This is a genomic window from Planctomycetota bacterium, assembly GCA_033763975.1.
In the GTDB taxonomy this organism is placed as follows: domain Bacteria; phylum Planctomycetota; class Phycisphaerae; order Phycisphaerales; family UBA1924; genus RI-211.
In genome coordinates, this window is sequence record JANRJM010000001.1 from 89,721 (window position 1) to 106,137 (window position 16,417).

The window sequence follows — 16,417 nt, forward strand, 5'->3', positions numbered from 1 at the left end:
TCTTCCCCGGTGTCAGTGCGGCGAGCGGCCTTGCTTGAGGGCTGGTGCGGTCCGTGCCGACGTTCGAGGCCCGAGGTCGGCGATGGACGCGGATGACGACGACGATGTGAACTGAGAGTTCCCCGCCCGTGGCGGCACCGTCGTCGCGTGGCACGTCGCGCCCGCCAGCACCGAGAGTTGCAAGCGAACACAGGAAGCCCGGGGCGCGCCCGGGCTCAGCACGAGACGAGAGCAGACAGGCCCGCGGCGCCCAGAGCGTCGGGCGGGGCCGGAAAGGTTGATCGAGTCATGGCTACCGACCTCAGTCACATCCGGAACATCGGCATCTGCGCCCACATCGACGCGGGGAAAACGACCGTGTCGGAGCGCATCCTGTACTACACGGGCAAGAACTACAAGATCGGCGAGGTGCACGAGGGCACCGCGACGATGGACTTCCTGCAGGACGAGCAGGAGCGCGGGATCACGATCCAGTCGGCGGCGACGACGTGCCCGTGGGAGAAGGCGGGGCGCGAGTACAAGATCAACCTGATCGACACGCCCGGGCACGTGGACTTCACGATCGAGGTGGAGCGTTCGCTGCGCGTGCTCGACGGCGCGGTGGCGGTGTTCGACGGCAAGGAAGGCGTCGAGGCCCAGAGCGAGACGGTGTGGCGCCAGGCCGACCGCTACCGCGTGCCCCGCATCTGCTTCATCAACAAGATGGACAAGATCGGCGCGAGCTTCGACTTCTCGTTCGGCACGATCAAGACGCGCCTGGGCGCCAACGGGATCCCGATCCAGTACCCCATCGGCACCGGGCACGACTTTGTCGGCATCATCGACCTGCTCCGCGAGAAGGCGCTCTTCTTCGAGGGCGACAAGGGCGAGACGATGGTGATCAAGGACGTCCCGGCCGACTGGCAGGAGATGGCCCAGAAGTGGCGCCGCGAGATGATCGAGAAGATCAGCGAGCTGGACGACGGGCTCATGGAGATGTTCCTCGAGGGCAAGGAGCCGACGGTCGAGCAGATGATCGCGGCGCTGCGGACAGCGACGATCACGCGCAAGGCCTTCCCGGTCATGTGCGGGGCGGCGCTGCGGAACATGGGCGTGCAGGCCCTGCTGGACGCGGTGATCGACTTCCTCCCGAGCCCGACCGAGAAGCCCGACGTCGAGGGCAGCGACCCGCAGGACAAGGACAAGAAGCTCACGCGTCCGCACGACAAGGACGCGCCGTTCGCCGCCCTGGTCTTCAAGGTCGTGTCTGACACGCACGGCGATCTGACGTACATGCGCGTCTACTCGGGCACGCTGGGCAAGGGCACACGCCTGCTCAACCCGATGAACAACAAGAAGGAGAACTGCTCGCGCATCTTCGAGATGCACGCGCAGAACCGCATCCCGCTGGAGGAAGTGACGGCGGGCAACATCGTCGCGGTCGTCGGCATCAAGGACAGCTACACCGGCGACACCCTCTGCGACATGGACCACCCGATCGTGCTCGAGCGCATGCACTTCCCCGAGCCGGTCATCTCGATGTCCATCGAGCCCAAGACCCAGGACGACAAGCGCAAGCTCTCCGAGGCGCTGCTCACCATCCGGCGCGAGGACCCCTCGTTCCGCTTCACGTACGACGAGGAGACCGCCCAGACCATCATCTCGGGCATGGGCGAGCTCCACCTCGACATCATCCGCACCAAGCTCCAGCGCGACATGAAGATCGGCGTCGAGGTCGGCAAGCCCAAGGTGTCGTACCGCGAGGCCATCACCCGCAAGGTCGAGGACGTCCGCGGGCTCTTCAAGAAGCAGTCGGGCGGGCGAGGCCAGTACGGCGACTGCGTCATCACCATCGAGCCCTTCACCAAGGACCAGGCCGAGGCCGAGGAACTCGACTTCACCGACAACTTCGCCTTCGAGAACGCCGTCGTCGGCGGCGTGATCCCCAAGGAGTTCATCCCCAGCGTCGAGTACGGCATCCGCCAGACCGCCCTCACCGGCGTCAAGTTCGGCTACCAGCTCATCAACGCGAAGGCGACGCTTACCTACGGCTCGTACCACGACGTCGACTCGAGCCAGATCGCCTTCGAGCAGGCCGGACGCATCGCGCTGCAGGAGGCCGTCGATCGCGCCGGCCCCGTGCTGCTCGAGCCGATCATGAAGGTCGTCATCACCGTGCCCAACGACTACCTGGGCAACGTCACCGGCGACGTCAACTCCCGGCGCGGCATGATCATCGACACCGAGGACCGCGACCCGGTCAAGATGGTCAACGCCGAGATCCCGCTCGCCGAACTCTTCGGCTACACCACCTCGCTGCGCGGCATGTCGCAGGGACGCGCCAGCGCGTCCATGGAGTTCCTCGAGTACCGCCAGGTGCCCCGCAACGTGCAGGAGCAGTTGATGGGCGAGAAGGAAAAGGCCGCCAAGGGCAAGAAGTAAGCCCGCCACGCGACCCGCGGCCTCCCGGCCCGCTTCGTGCCGATATCACGATCCCGCACCGCCCCCGGCCCGTGCCGGGGGCTTTTGTTTCGCACCCGAAGAGAGGAAATGGCGCGCGACGCGATGTTCCTCTTCCGTTTTCGCACGGATCGGCTAGGCTGCGGCGGCACTGGGGAGAGGCGCGGCAAGACCGGAGACGCCGCATGTCCGTACGCGAAGCATTTGTCGGGTTCGTCCTGGCCCTCGCCACCACGGCGGGCGCCGACGTCATTCCCATCGTCAACCCGTCGTTCGAGGTCCTGAGCCGTCCGTTGGCCGTCGGTGAGCAGACCAACGGCGCGGGGGGCGTGGGCGTGCCTGTCGGCACGCGGTACCCGTTCGGCGGCGGGCCGAGCGGCGTGAGCTGGACCGACCCGGTCGAGGTTCCCGGCTGGCGAACGCGGCTGCGTGCGTTCGGCGATCCGGCCACGAACTACGCGGGCGTGCTGCACCCGCCCAGCGTGGGCGGGCAGCCGTTCATCACGGGGCAGGACGGCACGAACGTCGTCGCGGTCCAGATCGCGCAGATGGGCCAGACGCTCGACGCGCTCGTGATGCCGAACACGCGGTACCGGCTGGACTTCCTGGGCGGGATCGGGCGGATCGACAGCGACTACATCCTGAGCGTCTCGCTCATCGCGGTGCCGGATCTCGCGACGCTGCCGCTGGAGAACGAGCCGGGCGTGTCGCGCCTGGCGATCACGCAGGGGCTGGCGCCGCCCCGGGAGAGTTTCGGCACGATGCTCGCGTACACGCTGGAGTTCACGACCCCCGCGACGCTGCCGGCACAGTGGCAGGGCAAGCACCTGGGCGTTCACATGTTCGGGAGCGACGGCATCCCGCGCGTGGTGTACGACAACTTCCGCCTGGAGGCGACGCCCGTGCCGACGCCGTGGACGGTGCTCGTGCTCGCGGGCGTGCTCTCCTGCCCGCGCGGGCGGCGGCGCTGAACCGACAAGCCGGACGTGGATGTCGGCCCGCCTGCTACCCTCCCGGCCTGAGGAGGCACGCATGCCGGCACCAGAAGCGTTCGACAGGCTCATGCTCAACCAGCCCGCGTCGGTCCAGCGCTGGATCGACTGGCTCCGCATCCCCAGCATCAGCACGGACCCGAAGTACCGCGACGACTGTCGCCGGGCGGCCCAGTGGTGCTGCGACCAGCTCGGCGAGCTCGGGTTCTCGGCGCGGCTCGTCGAGTCCGGCGAGATCGGCTCCGACGGGCGCGGCGGCGGGCACCCGATCGTGCTCGCGACCATCGAGCCCAAGGCGGGGTACAAGGGCCCGCACGTGCTGTTCTACGGGCACTACGACGTGCAGCCCGTCGACCCGCTGAACCTGTGGGAGTCGGACCCGTTCCAGCCCGTGCTGCGCGACGCCAAGGCCGGCGAGACGGGCGGGCGGCGGATCGTCGCGCGCGGCGCGGTCGACGACAAGGGCCAGGTGATGACGTTCCTCGAGGCCTGCCGCGCGTGCAAGCAGGTCTCGGGGCACGCGACCAACGGGGCGGCGTACACGGTCGTCATCGAGGGCGAGGAAGAGTCGGGCTCGGTGAATCTCCCGAAGTTCGTGAAAGACCACGCCGCCACGCTGCGCGAGTGCGACGTCTGCCTTATCTCCGACACCGGCATGCTGGGGCGCGACAAGCCCGCGATCACCTACGGCGTGCGCGGGCTGGCGTACACCGAGGTCACGCTCCACGCGGCGAACCAGGACCTGCACAGCGGGCTGTGGGGCGGACGCTGCCCGAACCCCATCACCGAGCTCGCGCGCGTGCTGGCGCAGCTCCACGACGCCAAGCGGCGCGTGACGATCCCCGGGTTCTACAAGGACGTCGTCCCGCTGACCAAGGCCGAACGCGCGAACTGGAAGGCGCTGAAGTTCAACTCGGTGGCGGCCCTCAAGAAGATCGGCCTGGGCAAGGACGCCGATATCGGCGAGGCCGGCTACACCGCGATGGAACGCGAGTGGGGGAGGCCGACGGCGGAGATCAACGGCATCTGGGGCGGGTACACCGGCCCGGGCGCGAAGACGGTCATCCCCGCGCACGCGAGCGCGAAGGTGTCGTTCCGGCTCGTCGCCGACCAGGACCCGCGGAAGATCACCAAGATGTTCTTCAAGTGGTGCAAGGACCACACGCCCCCCGGTTGTCGCTGGGAACTGAACGACCACCACGGCGGGTTCGGCGTCACGACGCCCATCGACAGCCCGGCGATGCAGGCCGCCCAGCGGGCGCTGAAGCTGGCCTCGGGGCGGAAGGTGTCGCTGATCAAGTCTGGCGGGTCGATCCCCGTGGCGGGGCTGCTGAAGGACGTGCTGAAGATCGACACGATCTTCATGGGGTTCGGGCTCGACGACGACCGCGTGCACAGCCCGAACGAGAAGTTCGAGCTGGCGTGCTTCGAGCTCGGGTGTCGTGCTCACGCGGCGTTCGTGGGCGAACTCGCCGCGATGTAGGCACCGGGGGGCGCGCATGCCCGTTCGCACGCTGCCGCCCGGCGCGCCGGCGCCCCGCCCCGACGGGCGGGGTGTGCTGTCGGGGCGGCGGGCGGGGCTGATCGCCGCGGCGGTGCTCGCGCTCGTCGCGTTCGCCTGCGTCGCGACGCTGCCCTGGACGCTGCGCCCGGTGGCGCAGCCGGGCGGGGGGGACGTTGCGCGGTACAACGCGGGGTCGGCCTCGGCGGGACGCCTGCCCCCGTCGTGGGTGTCCGCGTCGCGTCCGCAGCGCGAGCGGCTGGCGCGACAACTCACGGCGGACGACGCGGCGGCGGTGCCCCGGCCCGGGCGGTCGATCGCGGACGTGATCGAATCGCCCCACCCGGACGAACTGCGGACGCTGCGACGCCTCGCACCGTCGTACGCGCTCGGCACCGACGTGCTCGGACGCAGCATGCTCGCGCGACTCTTGCTGGGCGGGGCAATCTCGCTGGGCGTCGGGCTCGCCGCCGCGGCGATCTCGGTCGTCGTCGGCACGCTCTACGGCACGCTCGCCGGGTTCGCGGGCGGACGCCTGGACGCCCTGATGATGCGCGTCGTCGACGTGCTGTACGGGCTCCCGTACGTGCTCATCGTCGTGCTGCTCGCCGTCGCGGGCGGCGCGCTGGTGGATGACTACGTCTCGCGCGAGGGGCCGCGGCGTGGGTTCGTCCGTGATTCCGCGCGGGCGCTGCTCCGGGCCGAGGGACAGCCCGCCTCGCCCGCCGAGGTCGATGCACTGCTCGAGTCGCGCCCGGCGCTGCGCGACACGCTCGAGACGCGTGCGCTCGCCGAGTATCCGCCCCGCACGCTGTCGGAGGGCGTGCGCACCGCGATCGACCTGGCGGTGCTGCTGATCGCCATCGGGGGCACGAGCTGGCTCACCATGGCGCGGGTGGTGCGCGCGGAGGTCATGAGCCTGCGCGGGCGTCCGTTCATGGACGCGGCCCGGACGATCGGCGTGCCGCCGGCGCGGATGTTCCGCGTGCACCTGCTGCCGAACCTCGCGCCGACGATCATCGTGTACGCGACGCTCACCGTGCCGCAGGCGATTCTGCAGGAGTCGTTCCTGAGCTTCCTGGGCATCGGCGTGCGACCGCCCCTGCCGAGCTGGGGGAGCCTCGCGGCCGAGGGGCTGGGCGAGCTCAACCCGTACGAGTCCAACTGGTGGCTGCTCGCGTTCCCGTGCGCCGCGCTCGCGGGCGTGCTCGTCGCGCTCAACATCGCGGGCGACGCGCTGCGCGACGCGCTCGACCCGCGCGGGGCGGCCCGATGACCGGCGCGCCCGCGAACCTCCCGCCGACCGCCCGGGCGACCCCTCCCGCGCCCGCCGCCGACGCGCCGGTGCTTTCCATCCGCGGGCTCACGGTGTCGTTCGGTGCGCAGCGCGGCCAGCCGGCGCGCCGCGTGGTGGATGACCTCAGCCTGGATCTCTTCCCCGGACAGACCACCGCGCTGGTGGGAGAATCCGGGAGCGGGAAGAGCATCACGGCGTTCAGCGCGATCGGCCTCCCGCCCGCGGGGGCTCGCGTAGAGGGCGGGCGCGTGCTGCTCGCGCCGCGCGAGCCGGGGGGCCCGGCGGTCGACGTGCTCGCCTCGCCGCCGCCGGCGCAGCGAGCGCTGCGTGGGCGCGACATCGCCATGATCTTCCAGGAGCCGATGTCGGCCCTCAACCCGGTGCTGACGATCGGCGAGCAGGTGGTGGAGGCCGTGCGTCGGGCGGGGGTGCCCGCGCGCGAGGCGTGGGCGCGGGCGGGTGATGCGCTCGACGAGGTCGGCATCCCCGACGCCGCCACGCGCCTGCGCCAGTTTCCGCACGAGTTCTCGGGTGGCATGCGCCAGCGGGTGCTCATCGCGATGGCGCTCGCGGCGGGGCCCCGCGTGCTGCTCGCCGACGAGCCCACGACCGCCCTCGACGCGCACGTCCGCGCCCGTGTGCTCGCGCTCATCGACCGCGCGCGGGCGGCGCGCTTGCTGGGCGTGCTGCTCATCACCCACGACCTGATCCTGGCGCGGCAGTTCGCGCACCACGTCGGCGTGATGTACCGCGGGCGACTCGTCGAGCGTGGCCCCGCGGCCCGCGTGCTCGCCTCGCCCATGCACCCGTACACGCGCAGCCTGCTGCGCTGCCAGCCCGGCGAACGCACCTTCAAGCAGCCCCTCAGCACCAGCGCCGAACTGCTGCGCGACGCCGCCGAGTTTGCGCCCGTGCAGGGGCGGCGTCCCTGGTGGCGTCCCGACGACCTCGCGGACGCCGCGCACCCGCCGCCCGCGTACATCGAGGTCGGCCCCGGGCACGTGCTCGCGGTCGAGCCTTGACGCGAGTATTGATCGCTACTCGCTACTCGCTACTCGCTACTCGCTACTCGCTGCTCGCTACGCAAGCCCGAGCGCCGCGGCGTCGCGGTCGCTGAGCCACCCGCCGTCGGAGCGCTGCTTCACGGTGCCGTCGCGCTTCCACGAGCGTTCGCAGCGGGGACGTTCGCGCAGGTCGTGCACGCCGTTGTCCTTGGCCGCCGCGTCGATGCGCACCTAGCTCACGCCGAGGAGGTCGGCGAGGTCGACGACGTCGAACGCGCCGAGCACGCCCTGCGGGTCTGGCAGCGTCACCCCCGCGTCGAGCGGGTTCTCGACGCCCATCGACTTCTTCGCGCCCTCCAGCGCGACGCGCGCCTGCCCGAGGGCCGCGTGGGCGGCCTGCCAGCGCGGGTCGGCCGATGTGCCCAGCGTCTCCACGAATCGCTCGAGGTGCACGCTGCGGTCGTCGCCTTCGGTGCAGCGGTGCAGCGCGCGCCACGCCTCGTCGGCCGTGTGGCACAGCACGGGCGCGAGCAGGCGGCACAGGGCGTCGGTGACGCGCCACAGCACGACCTGCGTGCGGCGGCGCCGGGGCGAGTCCGGGCGATCGCAGTACAGCCGGTCTTTGACCGCCGCCAGGTACGTCGCGGAGAGCGTGTCGTTGCAGAAGTCGTACAGCGCCTTGTGCGCCGTCTGGAAGTCGTAGCGGTCGTACCCCTCGAGCACGGCGCGGGCCACGCGGTTGTACTCGCCCAGCAGCCACGCGTCGATCGAGGTGGGGGGCACGTCCGGCAGCGCTGGGCCTGTCGCGAGGTTCGCGTCGAGATCGTGCAGGTTGCTCAGCATGAAGCGCAGCGTGTTGCGCACCTTGCGGTACGCCTCGCCCGCCAGCCCGAACAACTCCACGTCCACCTTCACGTCGTTCTCGTACGTCAGGCTCGACACCCACCAGCGCATCACGTCGATGCCGAACTCCTGGCAGACGCTGTCGACCTCGTAGCGATGCGCGTCGGGGCGGCTCTTGCTCAGCTTCTTGCCGTCGCGGTCCACCATGAACCCGTGCGTCAGCAGCGCCTTGAAGGGCGGCCCGCCCGTCATCCCCAGCGACGCCAGCAGCGACGCCTGGAACCACCCGCGGTGCTGATCGCTGCCCTCGAGGTACAACTCCGCCGGAAAGCCCAGGTTTCGCGCGCGGAGCACCGCGTTCCACGACGAGCCCGACTCGAACCACACGTCGAGGATGTCGCCGCCTTTCTTCGCCTGCGCGAGCAGCGCCGGGGTGCGGCGCACCGCCTCCGGCGCCTCGGCATCGCCCGACGCGTCGTACCCCGCGAGCAACTGCTCAGGCGTAAGCGTGAACCACGCGTCGGCGCCCTTGTCGGCGATCACTTTCGCCACCGCGCGGCACGACGCCGCGGTCATGAACACCGTGCCGTCGGGCAGTTCGAACGCCGGGATCGGGATGCCCCACGAGCGCTGGCGCGAGATGCACCAGTCCGGGCGGCTGTCGAGCATGCCCCGCATGCGGTTGCGTCCCCATTCCGGGACGAAGCGGACGCGGGCGCTGTCCGGGGCGTCGGGGGCGGTCACGCGCAGCGAACGATCGCGCAGGCCGCCGGGCTCGTCGCCGTCGACGCCGAAGGACCGCTCGACGCTCACGAACCACTGCTCGGTGCAGCGGAAGATGACGGGCGTCTTGCTGCGCCAGTCGTGCGGGTAGCTGTGCGTGAAGCGGTGCGAGTAAAACAGGTGCCCGCTGTCGCGGAGGCGCTTGGTGATGAGTTCGTTCGCCTTCCAGATGTCGAGGCCCCGCAGCCAGTCGGGAACGCTCGCGTCGTACGTGCCGTTGCCCTGCACGGGGCAGTAGATGGGCAGGCCGACGCGCTGGCCGGTCTGGTAGTCCTCGGTGCCGTGCCCGGGCGCGGTGTGGACGAGCCCCGTGCCGTCCTCGAGCGTGACGTAGTCGGCGTCGACGAGGGTGAACACGCTTTCCGCGTGCGAGGCGGCGAGGGGCGCATGGCCGTCCCGCCCGTGCGCCATAAACGGATGGCGGTACCGCAGGCCTTTCAACTTCTCGCCCGTTGCGGTGGCGAGCACGACGACCTCTTCGGCCTTGGCCGCCTGCGTCACGCGCGCTACGGCCTCGGACGCCATCACCGTCACGTTCCCGTCTACCCAGACAAGCGCGTACTCGATCTTCGGGTTCACCGCGATCGCCAGATTCGCCGGCAGCGTCCAGGGCGTCGTCGTCCAGATCATGAACGAGGGCGTCACGTGCAGCCGCGTGCCGGGCCTGGGCGCCGCCGACGCACCGTCCTCTTCCGCGCGCTCCGCGTCCGCTCCGCCCGCGTCTACTTCCTCACCCGGTTCGGCGTCGTCCTCATCGGCGTTCTGCATCACCCCGAAGGCGTCGTACACCGCCTCGCGGTCGGCGGCCTCGAAGTCCACGTACACCGACAGGTCCTCGCGGTCCTGGTACTCGAGTTCCGCGTCGGCCAGGGCCGTCTCGTTCGCGATGGACCAGTGCACGGGCTTGAGCGCGCGGTAGACGATGCCCCGCTCGCACAGCGAGGCGAGCACCTCGAGCGTCGCGGCCTCGTACTCGCGGCTCATCGTGAGGTAGGGGTCCGCGTAGTCGCCGAGCGTCAGCAGGCGCTGCAACTGGCCCGACTGGAGCTTGATGTACTTCTCGGCGTGCTTCTGGCACTCGCGCCGGATGGCGTTGGCGCGCGTCCAGCCGTCCAGCGTCTTGAGTTTCTCGTACTTCCCGCTCTCGACGAGGTCGACCACGACCTTGTGCTCGATGGGCAGCCCGTGGCAGTCCCACCCGGGGACGTACGGGACGTCGAACCCGCGCATGGACTTCGACCGGACGACGAAGTCCTTGAGCGACTTGTTCATCAGGTGCCCGAGGTGGATCGAGCCGTTGGCGTACGGGGGGCCGTCGTGGAAGGTCCACCGCTCGGCGCCCTTGCGGGCCTCGCGCAGGCGCTCGTACACCCGGGTCGCCTGCCATCGCTTGACCGACGAGGGCTCGTTCTGCACCAGGTTTGCCTTCATGGGGAAGGACGTCTGGGGCAGGTTGACGGGGTACTTCTTCTTGTCGCCCTTCGGGGGGGCGTCGGCGGGCGGAGCGGAGGGCGTCGAGGGTGGCGGCGTGGGCTGCGTCATGGTGGGCCGCACTTTAGGAACGGGCGTGCGTCACCGCCCGCCGAACAGTCGCGCGTGCCCATCCCGCCCGCCAGGGATCACTTGACCTCGAAAATCGTCTGCGTCCGCAGCACGAGCCCGGCCGAGGCGATGAGGTGGTAGGACTGCACGTGCACCTCGCGGCTCATCCGCTGGATGTCGATGACGCTCAGGCAGGCCCCGGCCTCGTCGCGCCAGCGGTGCGAGAGGGACTGGTGCTGACGCGAGTAGTCGAGCATCTCGTTGAAGGTGGCCGAGTAGAGGCTCTCGGAGAGCGACTCGGTCTGGACGGTGGTCATGTAGTTGACCTTGTCCTGAGGGAACTGGTGCTCGAAGTCGCGTTCGCCCGCGCACAGGAACGCGGAGACGATGCCCTGCTGCGGGACGCCCCGCTCCGAATCGGTCACGAGTTCGCTGACGCAGAGTGCGCGGTGCTCGAATCGCAGGGCGTGCTGCCCGGGGAGCACCCAGGCCTCCAACTCGTAATCCTCGTCGCGGACAACTTTGCGTCCCTTCAACTGGAAGAGCTCGGGGTGAAGCGCGCGGCTGTACAGGACCACCTGATAGCCCTGGAGCACGTTCGACTTTGGCGGGATGTTCATGCGGATCCTCGGGTTCTCCGGGGCCGTGCCCGACCGTGCCGGCGGGATGTTCTCCCGACACCCCCCGCACGTCGTTGTCGAGCCGCGTACCCCACGATCTCCCTCGCACCACTGAAGTGGCCGGTTTTTACTCGGCCCTCGCGGAAGAGTTCTCCTACAAGGAGCACCCCATCCGATCTCTCTATTCGTTGACGCCCAGCGAAGCACGCACCACTACCGGTTGTGCTATTCTGAGGTCAACATGCATTTTGAATGAGCGGCCGCTCATCCAAAGTGGTCCGAAGTTTCTAGAGGCGCCCGGCCCGTGTCAAGACCGAACAGCACATTCTCGGAACGTGCAGACGCTCTCGACAGGCTTCGCTTCCGACTTCGGCTGGCGGCGGTCGGCGAGGCGTTGCTCGTCGCGTCCCCTGCCGAGGCCGAGGCTCTTGGGCCTTGGCTCGTTGAGGTCGCCGCCGCAAGTCCTTTCGCGGCCCGGGTATCGGCGGTTCGGCGACACGCTGAGAACTTCGCGCGATGGCTCGGATTCGACACGCCCGACCATCGGGCCAGCCTGGCGTCGGCGGTGCTGGTGAAAAGCTGGGCAACTTTGCCGGAACTTCTCCGCATCGCCGCGCTGGCGGCGGCTTCGGGGCGGTGGGCCGGTGTTTTGCCGGAAGCGACAACTCATCAACATCCGACCGCGCGCCTCGGTGCCGCTTCGCTTGTGCTCGACGCCGCGGACACCACGCTCGCGCCCGCGTGCGTCGAGTTGCTGACCGACCCGTCGAGCGAGGTGCGTCGGGCCGCGGAGCGCGGGCTGCTGGGGCTGGCGCTGCGGGCCGCGGGGGTACGTGGGGGGCCGGACGTCGAGCGCGCACTGTTCGAGCCGATGCGGTCGAGCCGCGGTGACGAAGTGGCAGAAGCGCGACGCGAACTCTTGGGCGTCACCCCGTGCGAGGTGTTCACGGGGCCGGTGGAAGGGCTCGAGCTCGCGGTCGCGCAGGCCGTGGCGCGGTTTCCCGAGCATCGTCGGCGCGGCGTGCTGCTCGCGCTGGCGGCGCTGCTCGATCGGCGGGCGTGGCGATTCGGGGTCGATGAGCGCGGGACGCTCACCGACGGCCGGGCTGCCTTGGCCGGGGTCTTCAACCGCCAGGACGCCGAGACCGCGTCGGCCCTGCGCACCATGCTGGCGTCGTCGCGTCTGCCGGTGTGCGCGCTGCGGGCGCTGGAGTGGCTGACCGTGGACGCGTTGGCGCCGGCGTGCGTGCGCCGGCTCGCGGGCGAGGGGCCTTCGCACGAGACCGAGGCGCTGCTGGCGTCGGCGCACCTCACCCTGCATCCGCGGCGTGCGGCACGGCTGAAGAAGATCGCGCTGCGCGCCAGGGTTCGGGGCGGACGGGTGCAACTCCCGACGCGCACGCGCCTCCCCGCCGTGGCGGCGCTGCGTGACATGGCGGCGCCGGCCCGGCGCGGGCTGGTGCGATGGCTGGCGAGCGTGGACGCCGACGCGCCCACGGTGCTCGGCGCCCTGGCGCCGCTTCTGGCAGACCCGGACCCGAGCGTGCGTCACGGGGCGATGCTGGCGGCCCCGCGCCGGCTGGGCGTTGATTTCTGCTTCGATCCCGACGAACGCGTCGCGGGCGGCGCGGTGCTTCGCCTTTCGACCGGGTGGGCCGATGCGCCCCGGGCGAACGCGGGAACGATCCGGCGCGCGGGGTCGTTCGCGCGTTCTCCGCACGCACGGGTGAGGCGGCTTGCGGCGGAGGAGCCCGCGTGGGAATCACGCGGCGCGGGGGCCGCGTCGGCGTGGGGTCGTCTGTGCGCGCGGCGACTGCTGCAGCGCGACCCGGCGGGGTTGATGGCCGGCCTGCTCGCGGCGCTGACGGGCGCGGACGACGCCGCCGCGTGCGAGGGCGTGCAGATGGCGCGCTGGCTCGAACTGGCGAACGACTGTGCGCCCGCCCTGCGGGCACTGGCGGGGAACGGCGCGATGGCGCGGGGCTCGGCGTCGGCGCTCATGGCGCTGGGCGAACTGGACGACGAGTCTTCGGGGCGGGTGCTCCGAGAGGCGTTGGCGTCGGACGATCCGCGTCGGCGCGCCAACGCATCGGACGCGCTCGCGCGGCGGTGCCGGCGGGGCGTGGACCAGCCGGACGCGCTCGTTGAGATGAAGCACGACCCGCACCACCGCGTCCGCGCGACGATTGTCCGAGCGGCGCTGTGCGATTGGCTGGGTGCGTGGTCGGCGGACAGCGCGATGATCGATCTGGGCGGCCTGCTGGGCAGCGCGCACGCGCACGACCGGCTGGCGGGGGCGTGGGCCGCGGGGCGGGTGCGCCCCGAGGTGCGCCCGGCCCGCCGCTGGCGCGAGTTGGCGCCGCGCCTGGTGGAGATTGCGTCTGGCGACGAGGACGCGCGCGTGCGCGCACGGGCGTACGCGGCGGCGTGCCGCCTGGGATTGCTCGGCGAGCGGCGTCCGTTCGACCGGGCAAACCCGGTGCGCATCGCATCCGCAGACGAAGCAGTGGGAGCCTCGTGATGAAGACGGTCACGGGCATCGTGCCGGGCATCGTGCCGCCGCCGCGGGCGGTGGAACTGGTCGTGTCGGACCCGCCCGCGCCGTCGCCTCCGAGCGAGTGGCCGCAGTGGGTCATCGCGGCCGGGTGCGTGGTCGTGCTCGTGGCAATCGTGCATCGGTGGATCGCGCTGCGCCTGGAGCGGGACACGCCGGAGCGTGCGTTCCGCGCACTGGCGCGACTGCAAGGGCTGACACGGGCCGAGCGAGACCTGGCGCTGCGCGTGGCGGAGCGGGCGAGGTGCGGCGGGGCGGGCGTGCTGGTGTCGGACCACGCGCTCGCGAGCGGCGCACACGTGCTCGCGCGCGAATCTCCGGCGGATGCGCCGCGTCTGTTCGCGTTTCTCGCGGCACGGGGCGTGACGCCGCGGTTCGGCGTGGCGCCCGGACGCCGAGGCACGCGCCGGGCCGGGGCCGTGATGGGGACCGTCGTGCCGGCGCGCGCGGGCCGCGGAGATCGGACGCCCGGGCGGTCGGGGTGAGGGTTGTTGAGGCGACGGGGGCCGGCAACGAGAGCGGCCGGGCGGGTGAACCCCAAAACGTCCGGAATCGGCGGCAGTTGCCCATGCCTCACTCGGGCTCTACATTTGCCCTTGCCTCCGAGAGGGGGCGAAGACCCTGGGCGTGTGCCGGAGTGGCCAAACGGGGCAGACTGTAAATCTGTTGGCGAAAGCCTACGGGGGTTCGAATCCCTCCGCGCCCATTTTCGAGTTTTGTATGGCTTGCGCGTCGAACGATCGCAGCAGGATCCGGCGTGGCAAGTGCGCGCCCGGGCCCCGGCGGCACGCCCGCGGAGCGAGACTGACGGCGGCGCCATGGCTCGCTCGCTGCCCCGGCGCGCGGTGGGGCATGCCGGCCCGCCGGTGACCGGGGCGCGGCGCGCCATCGGGGCGGGGCGAGACGGCAGGCGGCATGCTCAGGAAAGATCGCGGACGCGGACAGGCTTACGGGCACGGCGCGCCGGCGACGACCTGCGCCAGCACGTCGATGTCGTCCTGGTCGACGTTGCCGTCGCGGTTGAAGTCCGGATCGTTGGGCGAGCACGAGGGATCGCCCGCGACGACCTGCGCGAGGCACTCGATGTCGTCCTGGTCGACGTTGCCGTCCTGGTTGAAGTCGGGGTCGCAGGTCGGCGGCACGCCGATCTGGATCAGGTTGGCGGGGACGTCGACGGTGCCCTGCACGCTGGCCGTGTTGTAATAGACCCGGCAGGTGGTGTTGATCAGGCGGCTGCCGGCGTCGATGATGATGTGATCAACATAGAGTGCCTCGCACGAACCCTGGCCGGCGAGGTCGTTGTCGTGCGTGTCGACCAGCCGCGCCGTGGACGGCGCCGGGCCGATGCGCAGCGTGCCGACGGGGTAGTGCCCGGCGAGCGTGCGGTCGAGCCCGGCGGCGACCGGTCCGATGTCGGCGGACATCACTTCGAGCGTCTGCTCGGCGGCGGCGCCTTCGAGTTGCAAGGTTGCCAGGTGCATGTCATACCGCGAGTTGCTGTTGATGGCGCAGTCGAAGTCGCCGCCGACGGAGACGACGGACTGATCGAAGGGCAGCAGCAGGCTGGCCGCGGGGCCAAGCGCGAGCGTGCCGGTGACGTCGAGGTCGGGGTCGCCGTTGCGGCAGTTCGAGCAGATGGTGCCGATGATCGTGCCGTTGTTGGTGAGCGAGCCGAAGACGTAGAGCGTCTCGCCCCGGATGGTGGTGACGGCGCCGGCGTTGTTGGTGAACGAGCCGAAGATCGCGCACCCGCCGAAGACGTTGAACGTCGAGCGGTTGAAGAGCAGCGGCGCGGCGACGGTGGCGTCGGTGATGGAGAGCGCGTCGATGTTCTCGAACACGCCGCCGGCGGTGAGCGTTGAGCCGAACGCGAGCGTGGTCGGGCCGATGGCCAAGGCCGAGCCGGCGAACGTGAGGGCGGCGCCCTGCTCGGCGCGGGTCTGGCCGTCGAGGTTCGCGGCGGGCGCGTTGATGGTGAGCGAGGAGTTGGTGCGCGCGGTGAGGATGCCGCGGGAGCCGAGGGTGAAGTCGGCGGCGTAGACATCCACGAAGTCCTGGGCCCGCAGCTGGCCGTTGATCTCAACGACGTTCCCGCTGTCGGTGTTGAGGGACGACGATCCGCCGAGGGTGAGCGTTGAGGTCGAGGACGTGCGAAGATCGCCGGAGGACCGGAGGATGAGCGAGCGGCCTGCGGTGTCGAGGTTGCCCGCGGTGCGCCAGGCGGCCTCGGTGGCGGTGATCTGCTGGCCGCTGGTTGCGGGCAGCAGGGCGGCGGCGAGCGAGGTGAAGGAGATGTCGGTCACGTCGTTGTGGGCGAGCGGGAAGTCGTTGGCGGCGACGTCGAAGGTCCGGACCGAGCCCTGGTCGCTGTTGGCGCCGATGTCGTCGCTGGCCGCACCCACGAGGGCAATGTCGCCCGCGAGAGCGACCGCGGACCCCAACCTGTCGCTCGTGCTGCCGTCCGAGGCGATGAGCTTGGCCTGCTGGCTCCAGGCCGTGCCCGAGCGGGTGAACACGTACGCCGATCCCTGATTGGAGTTTGCGCCGATGTCGTCGCGGTCGGCCCCGACGATCACGGTGTCGCCCGAGAGGGCCACGGCGGTGCCGAAGAAGTCGCTCGCCGCACCGTCGTTGGCCGTGAGCTTGGCCTGCTGCGTCCAGGTGCTCCCCGACCGCGAGAAGACGTAGGCCGAGCCCTGATCGGTGGCCGAGCCGATATCGTCGATGTACGCCCCGGCCACCGCGGTGTCGCCCGACACCGAGACTGAGTATCCGAAGCCGTCGTTGTTCGCGCCGTCCGAAGCGGTGAGCTGCGCCTGCTGGCTCCAGGCCGTGCCCCCGG

11 protein-coding genes, 1 tRNA gene and 1 pseudogene are annotated in these 16,417 nt (G+C 70.7%); 8 read left to right on the top strand and 5 right to left on the bottom strand.

Annotated features, from left to right (window positions below; translation table 11 throughout):
* Nucleotides 1-288 precede the first annotated feature (288 nt).
* From fusA to SFY69_00410, 5 genes are all read left to right on the top strand, one after another.
* Entirely contained in the window at nt 289-2,421 is a 2,133-nt protein-coding gene (fusA, locus tag SFY69_00390; protein ID MDX2130494.1) for an elongation factor G, read from the top strand.
* Between the two features lie 203 nt (nt 2,422-2,624).
* A complete protein-coding gene (locus SFY69_00395) occupies nt 2,625-3,410 on the top strand; it encodes a hypothetical protein (protein MDX2130495.1) in 786 nt (261 codons plus the stop codon).
* A 61-nt stretch (nt 3,411-3,471) separates the two neighbouring features.
* On the top strand, nt 3,472-4,914 hold the full coding sequence (locus SFY69_00400; GenBank protein MDX2130496.1) for a M20/M25/M40 family metallo-hydrolase: 1,443 nt from the start codon (nt 3,472-3,474) through the stop codon (nt 4,912-4,914).
* A gap of 16 nt (nt 4,915-4,930) precedes the next feature.
* A complete protein-coding gene (locus tag SFY69_00405; protein MDX2130497.1) occupies nt 4,931-6,208 on the top strand; it encodes an ABC transporter permease in 1,278 nt (425 codons plus the stop codon).
* Nucleotides 6,205-7,251: an ABC transporter ATP-binding protein gene (locus tag SFY69_00410; protein MDX2130498.1), complete on the top strand. Its 1,047-nt coding sequence runs from the start codon at nt 6,205-6,207 to the stop codon at nt 7,249-7,251. Before SFY69_00405 ends, SFY69_00410 begins: the two co-directional genes overlap by 4 nt.
* Nucleotides 7,252-7,308: 57 nt before the next feature.
* On the opposite strand, the gene SFY69_00415 is transcribed toward SFY69_00410, so the two are convergent.
* The 3 genes from SFY69_00415 to SFY69_00425 all read right to left on the bottom strand — a co-directional run bounded on the left by SFY69_00415 (nt 7,309) and on the right by SFY69_00425 (nt 11,021).
* On the bottom strand, nt 7,309-7,464 hold the full coding sequence (locus SFY69_00415) for a hypothetical protein (protein MDX2130499.1): 156 nt from the start codon (nt 7,462-7,464) through the stop codon (nt 7,309-7,311).
* On the bottom strand, nt 7,465-10,401 hold the full coding sequence (gene ileS, locus SFY69_00420) for an isoleucine--tRNA ligase (protein ID MDX2130500.1): 2,937 nt from the start codon (nt 10,399-10,401) through the stop codon (nt 7,465-7,467).
* A gap of 77 nt (nt 10,402-10,478) precedes the next feature.
* Nucleotides 10,479-11,021 (bottom strand): DUF2617 family protein, encoded by a 543-nt coding sequence (locus SFY69_00425; protein MDX2130501.1) that lies wholly within the window; start codon nt 11,019-11,021, stop codon nt 10,479-10,481.
* Between the two features lie 706 nt (nt 11,022-11,727).
* On the opposite strand from SFY69_00425, the gene SFY69_00430 reads away from it, so the two are divergent.
* From SFY69_00430 to SFY69_00440, 3 genes are all read left to right on the top strand, one after another.
* Nucleotides 11,728-13,542 (top strand): hypothetical protein, encoded by a 1,815-nt coding sequence (locus SFY69_00430; protein ID MDX2130502.1) that lies wholly within the window; start codon nt 11,728-11,730, stop codon nt 13,540-13,542.
* Nucleotides 13,542-14,060 (top strand): hypothetical protein, encoded by a 519-nt coding sequence (locus tag SFY69_00435; GenBank protein ID MDX2130503.1) that lies wholly within the window; start codon nt 13,542-13,544, stop codon nt 14,058-14,060. The genes SFY69_00430 and SFY69_00435 overlap by 1 nt, the downstream gene beginning before the upstream one ends.
* Before the next feature lie 138 nt (nt 14,061-14,198).
* A tRNA-Tyr gene (locus SFY69_00440) sits at nt 14,199-14,281 on the top strand.
* A 241-nt stretch (nt 14,282-14,522) separates the two neighbouring features.
* Here the strand turns inward: SFY69_00440 and SFY69_00445 are convergent.
* Nucleotides 14,523-16,091 carry a hypothetical protein gene (locus SFY69_00445; GenBank protein ID MDX2130504.1) on the bottom strand — a complete coding sequence of 523 codons (1,569 nt, stop codon included), beginning with the start codon at nt 16,089-16,091 and terminating at the stop codon, nt 14,523-14,525.
* A gap of 6 nt (nt 16,092-16,097) precedes the next feature.
* Nucleotides 16,098-16,391 (bottom strand): annotated as a pseudogene (locus SFY69_00450) (FG-GAP repeat protein).
* Between the last annotated feature and the right edge of the window lie 26 nt (nt 16,392-16,417).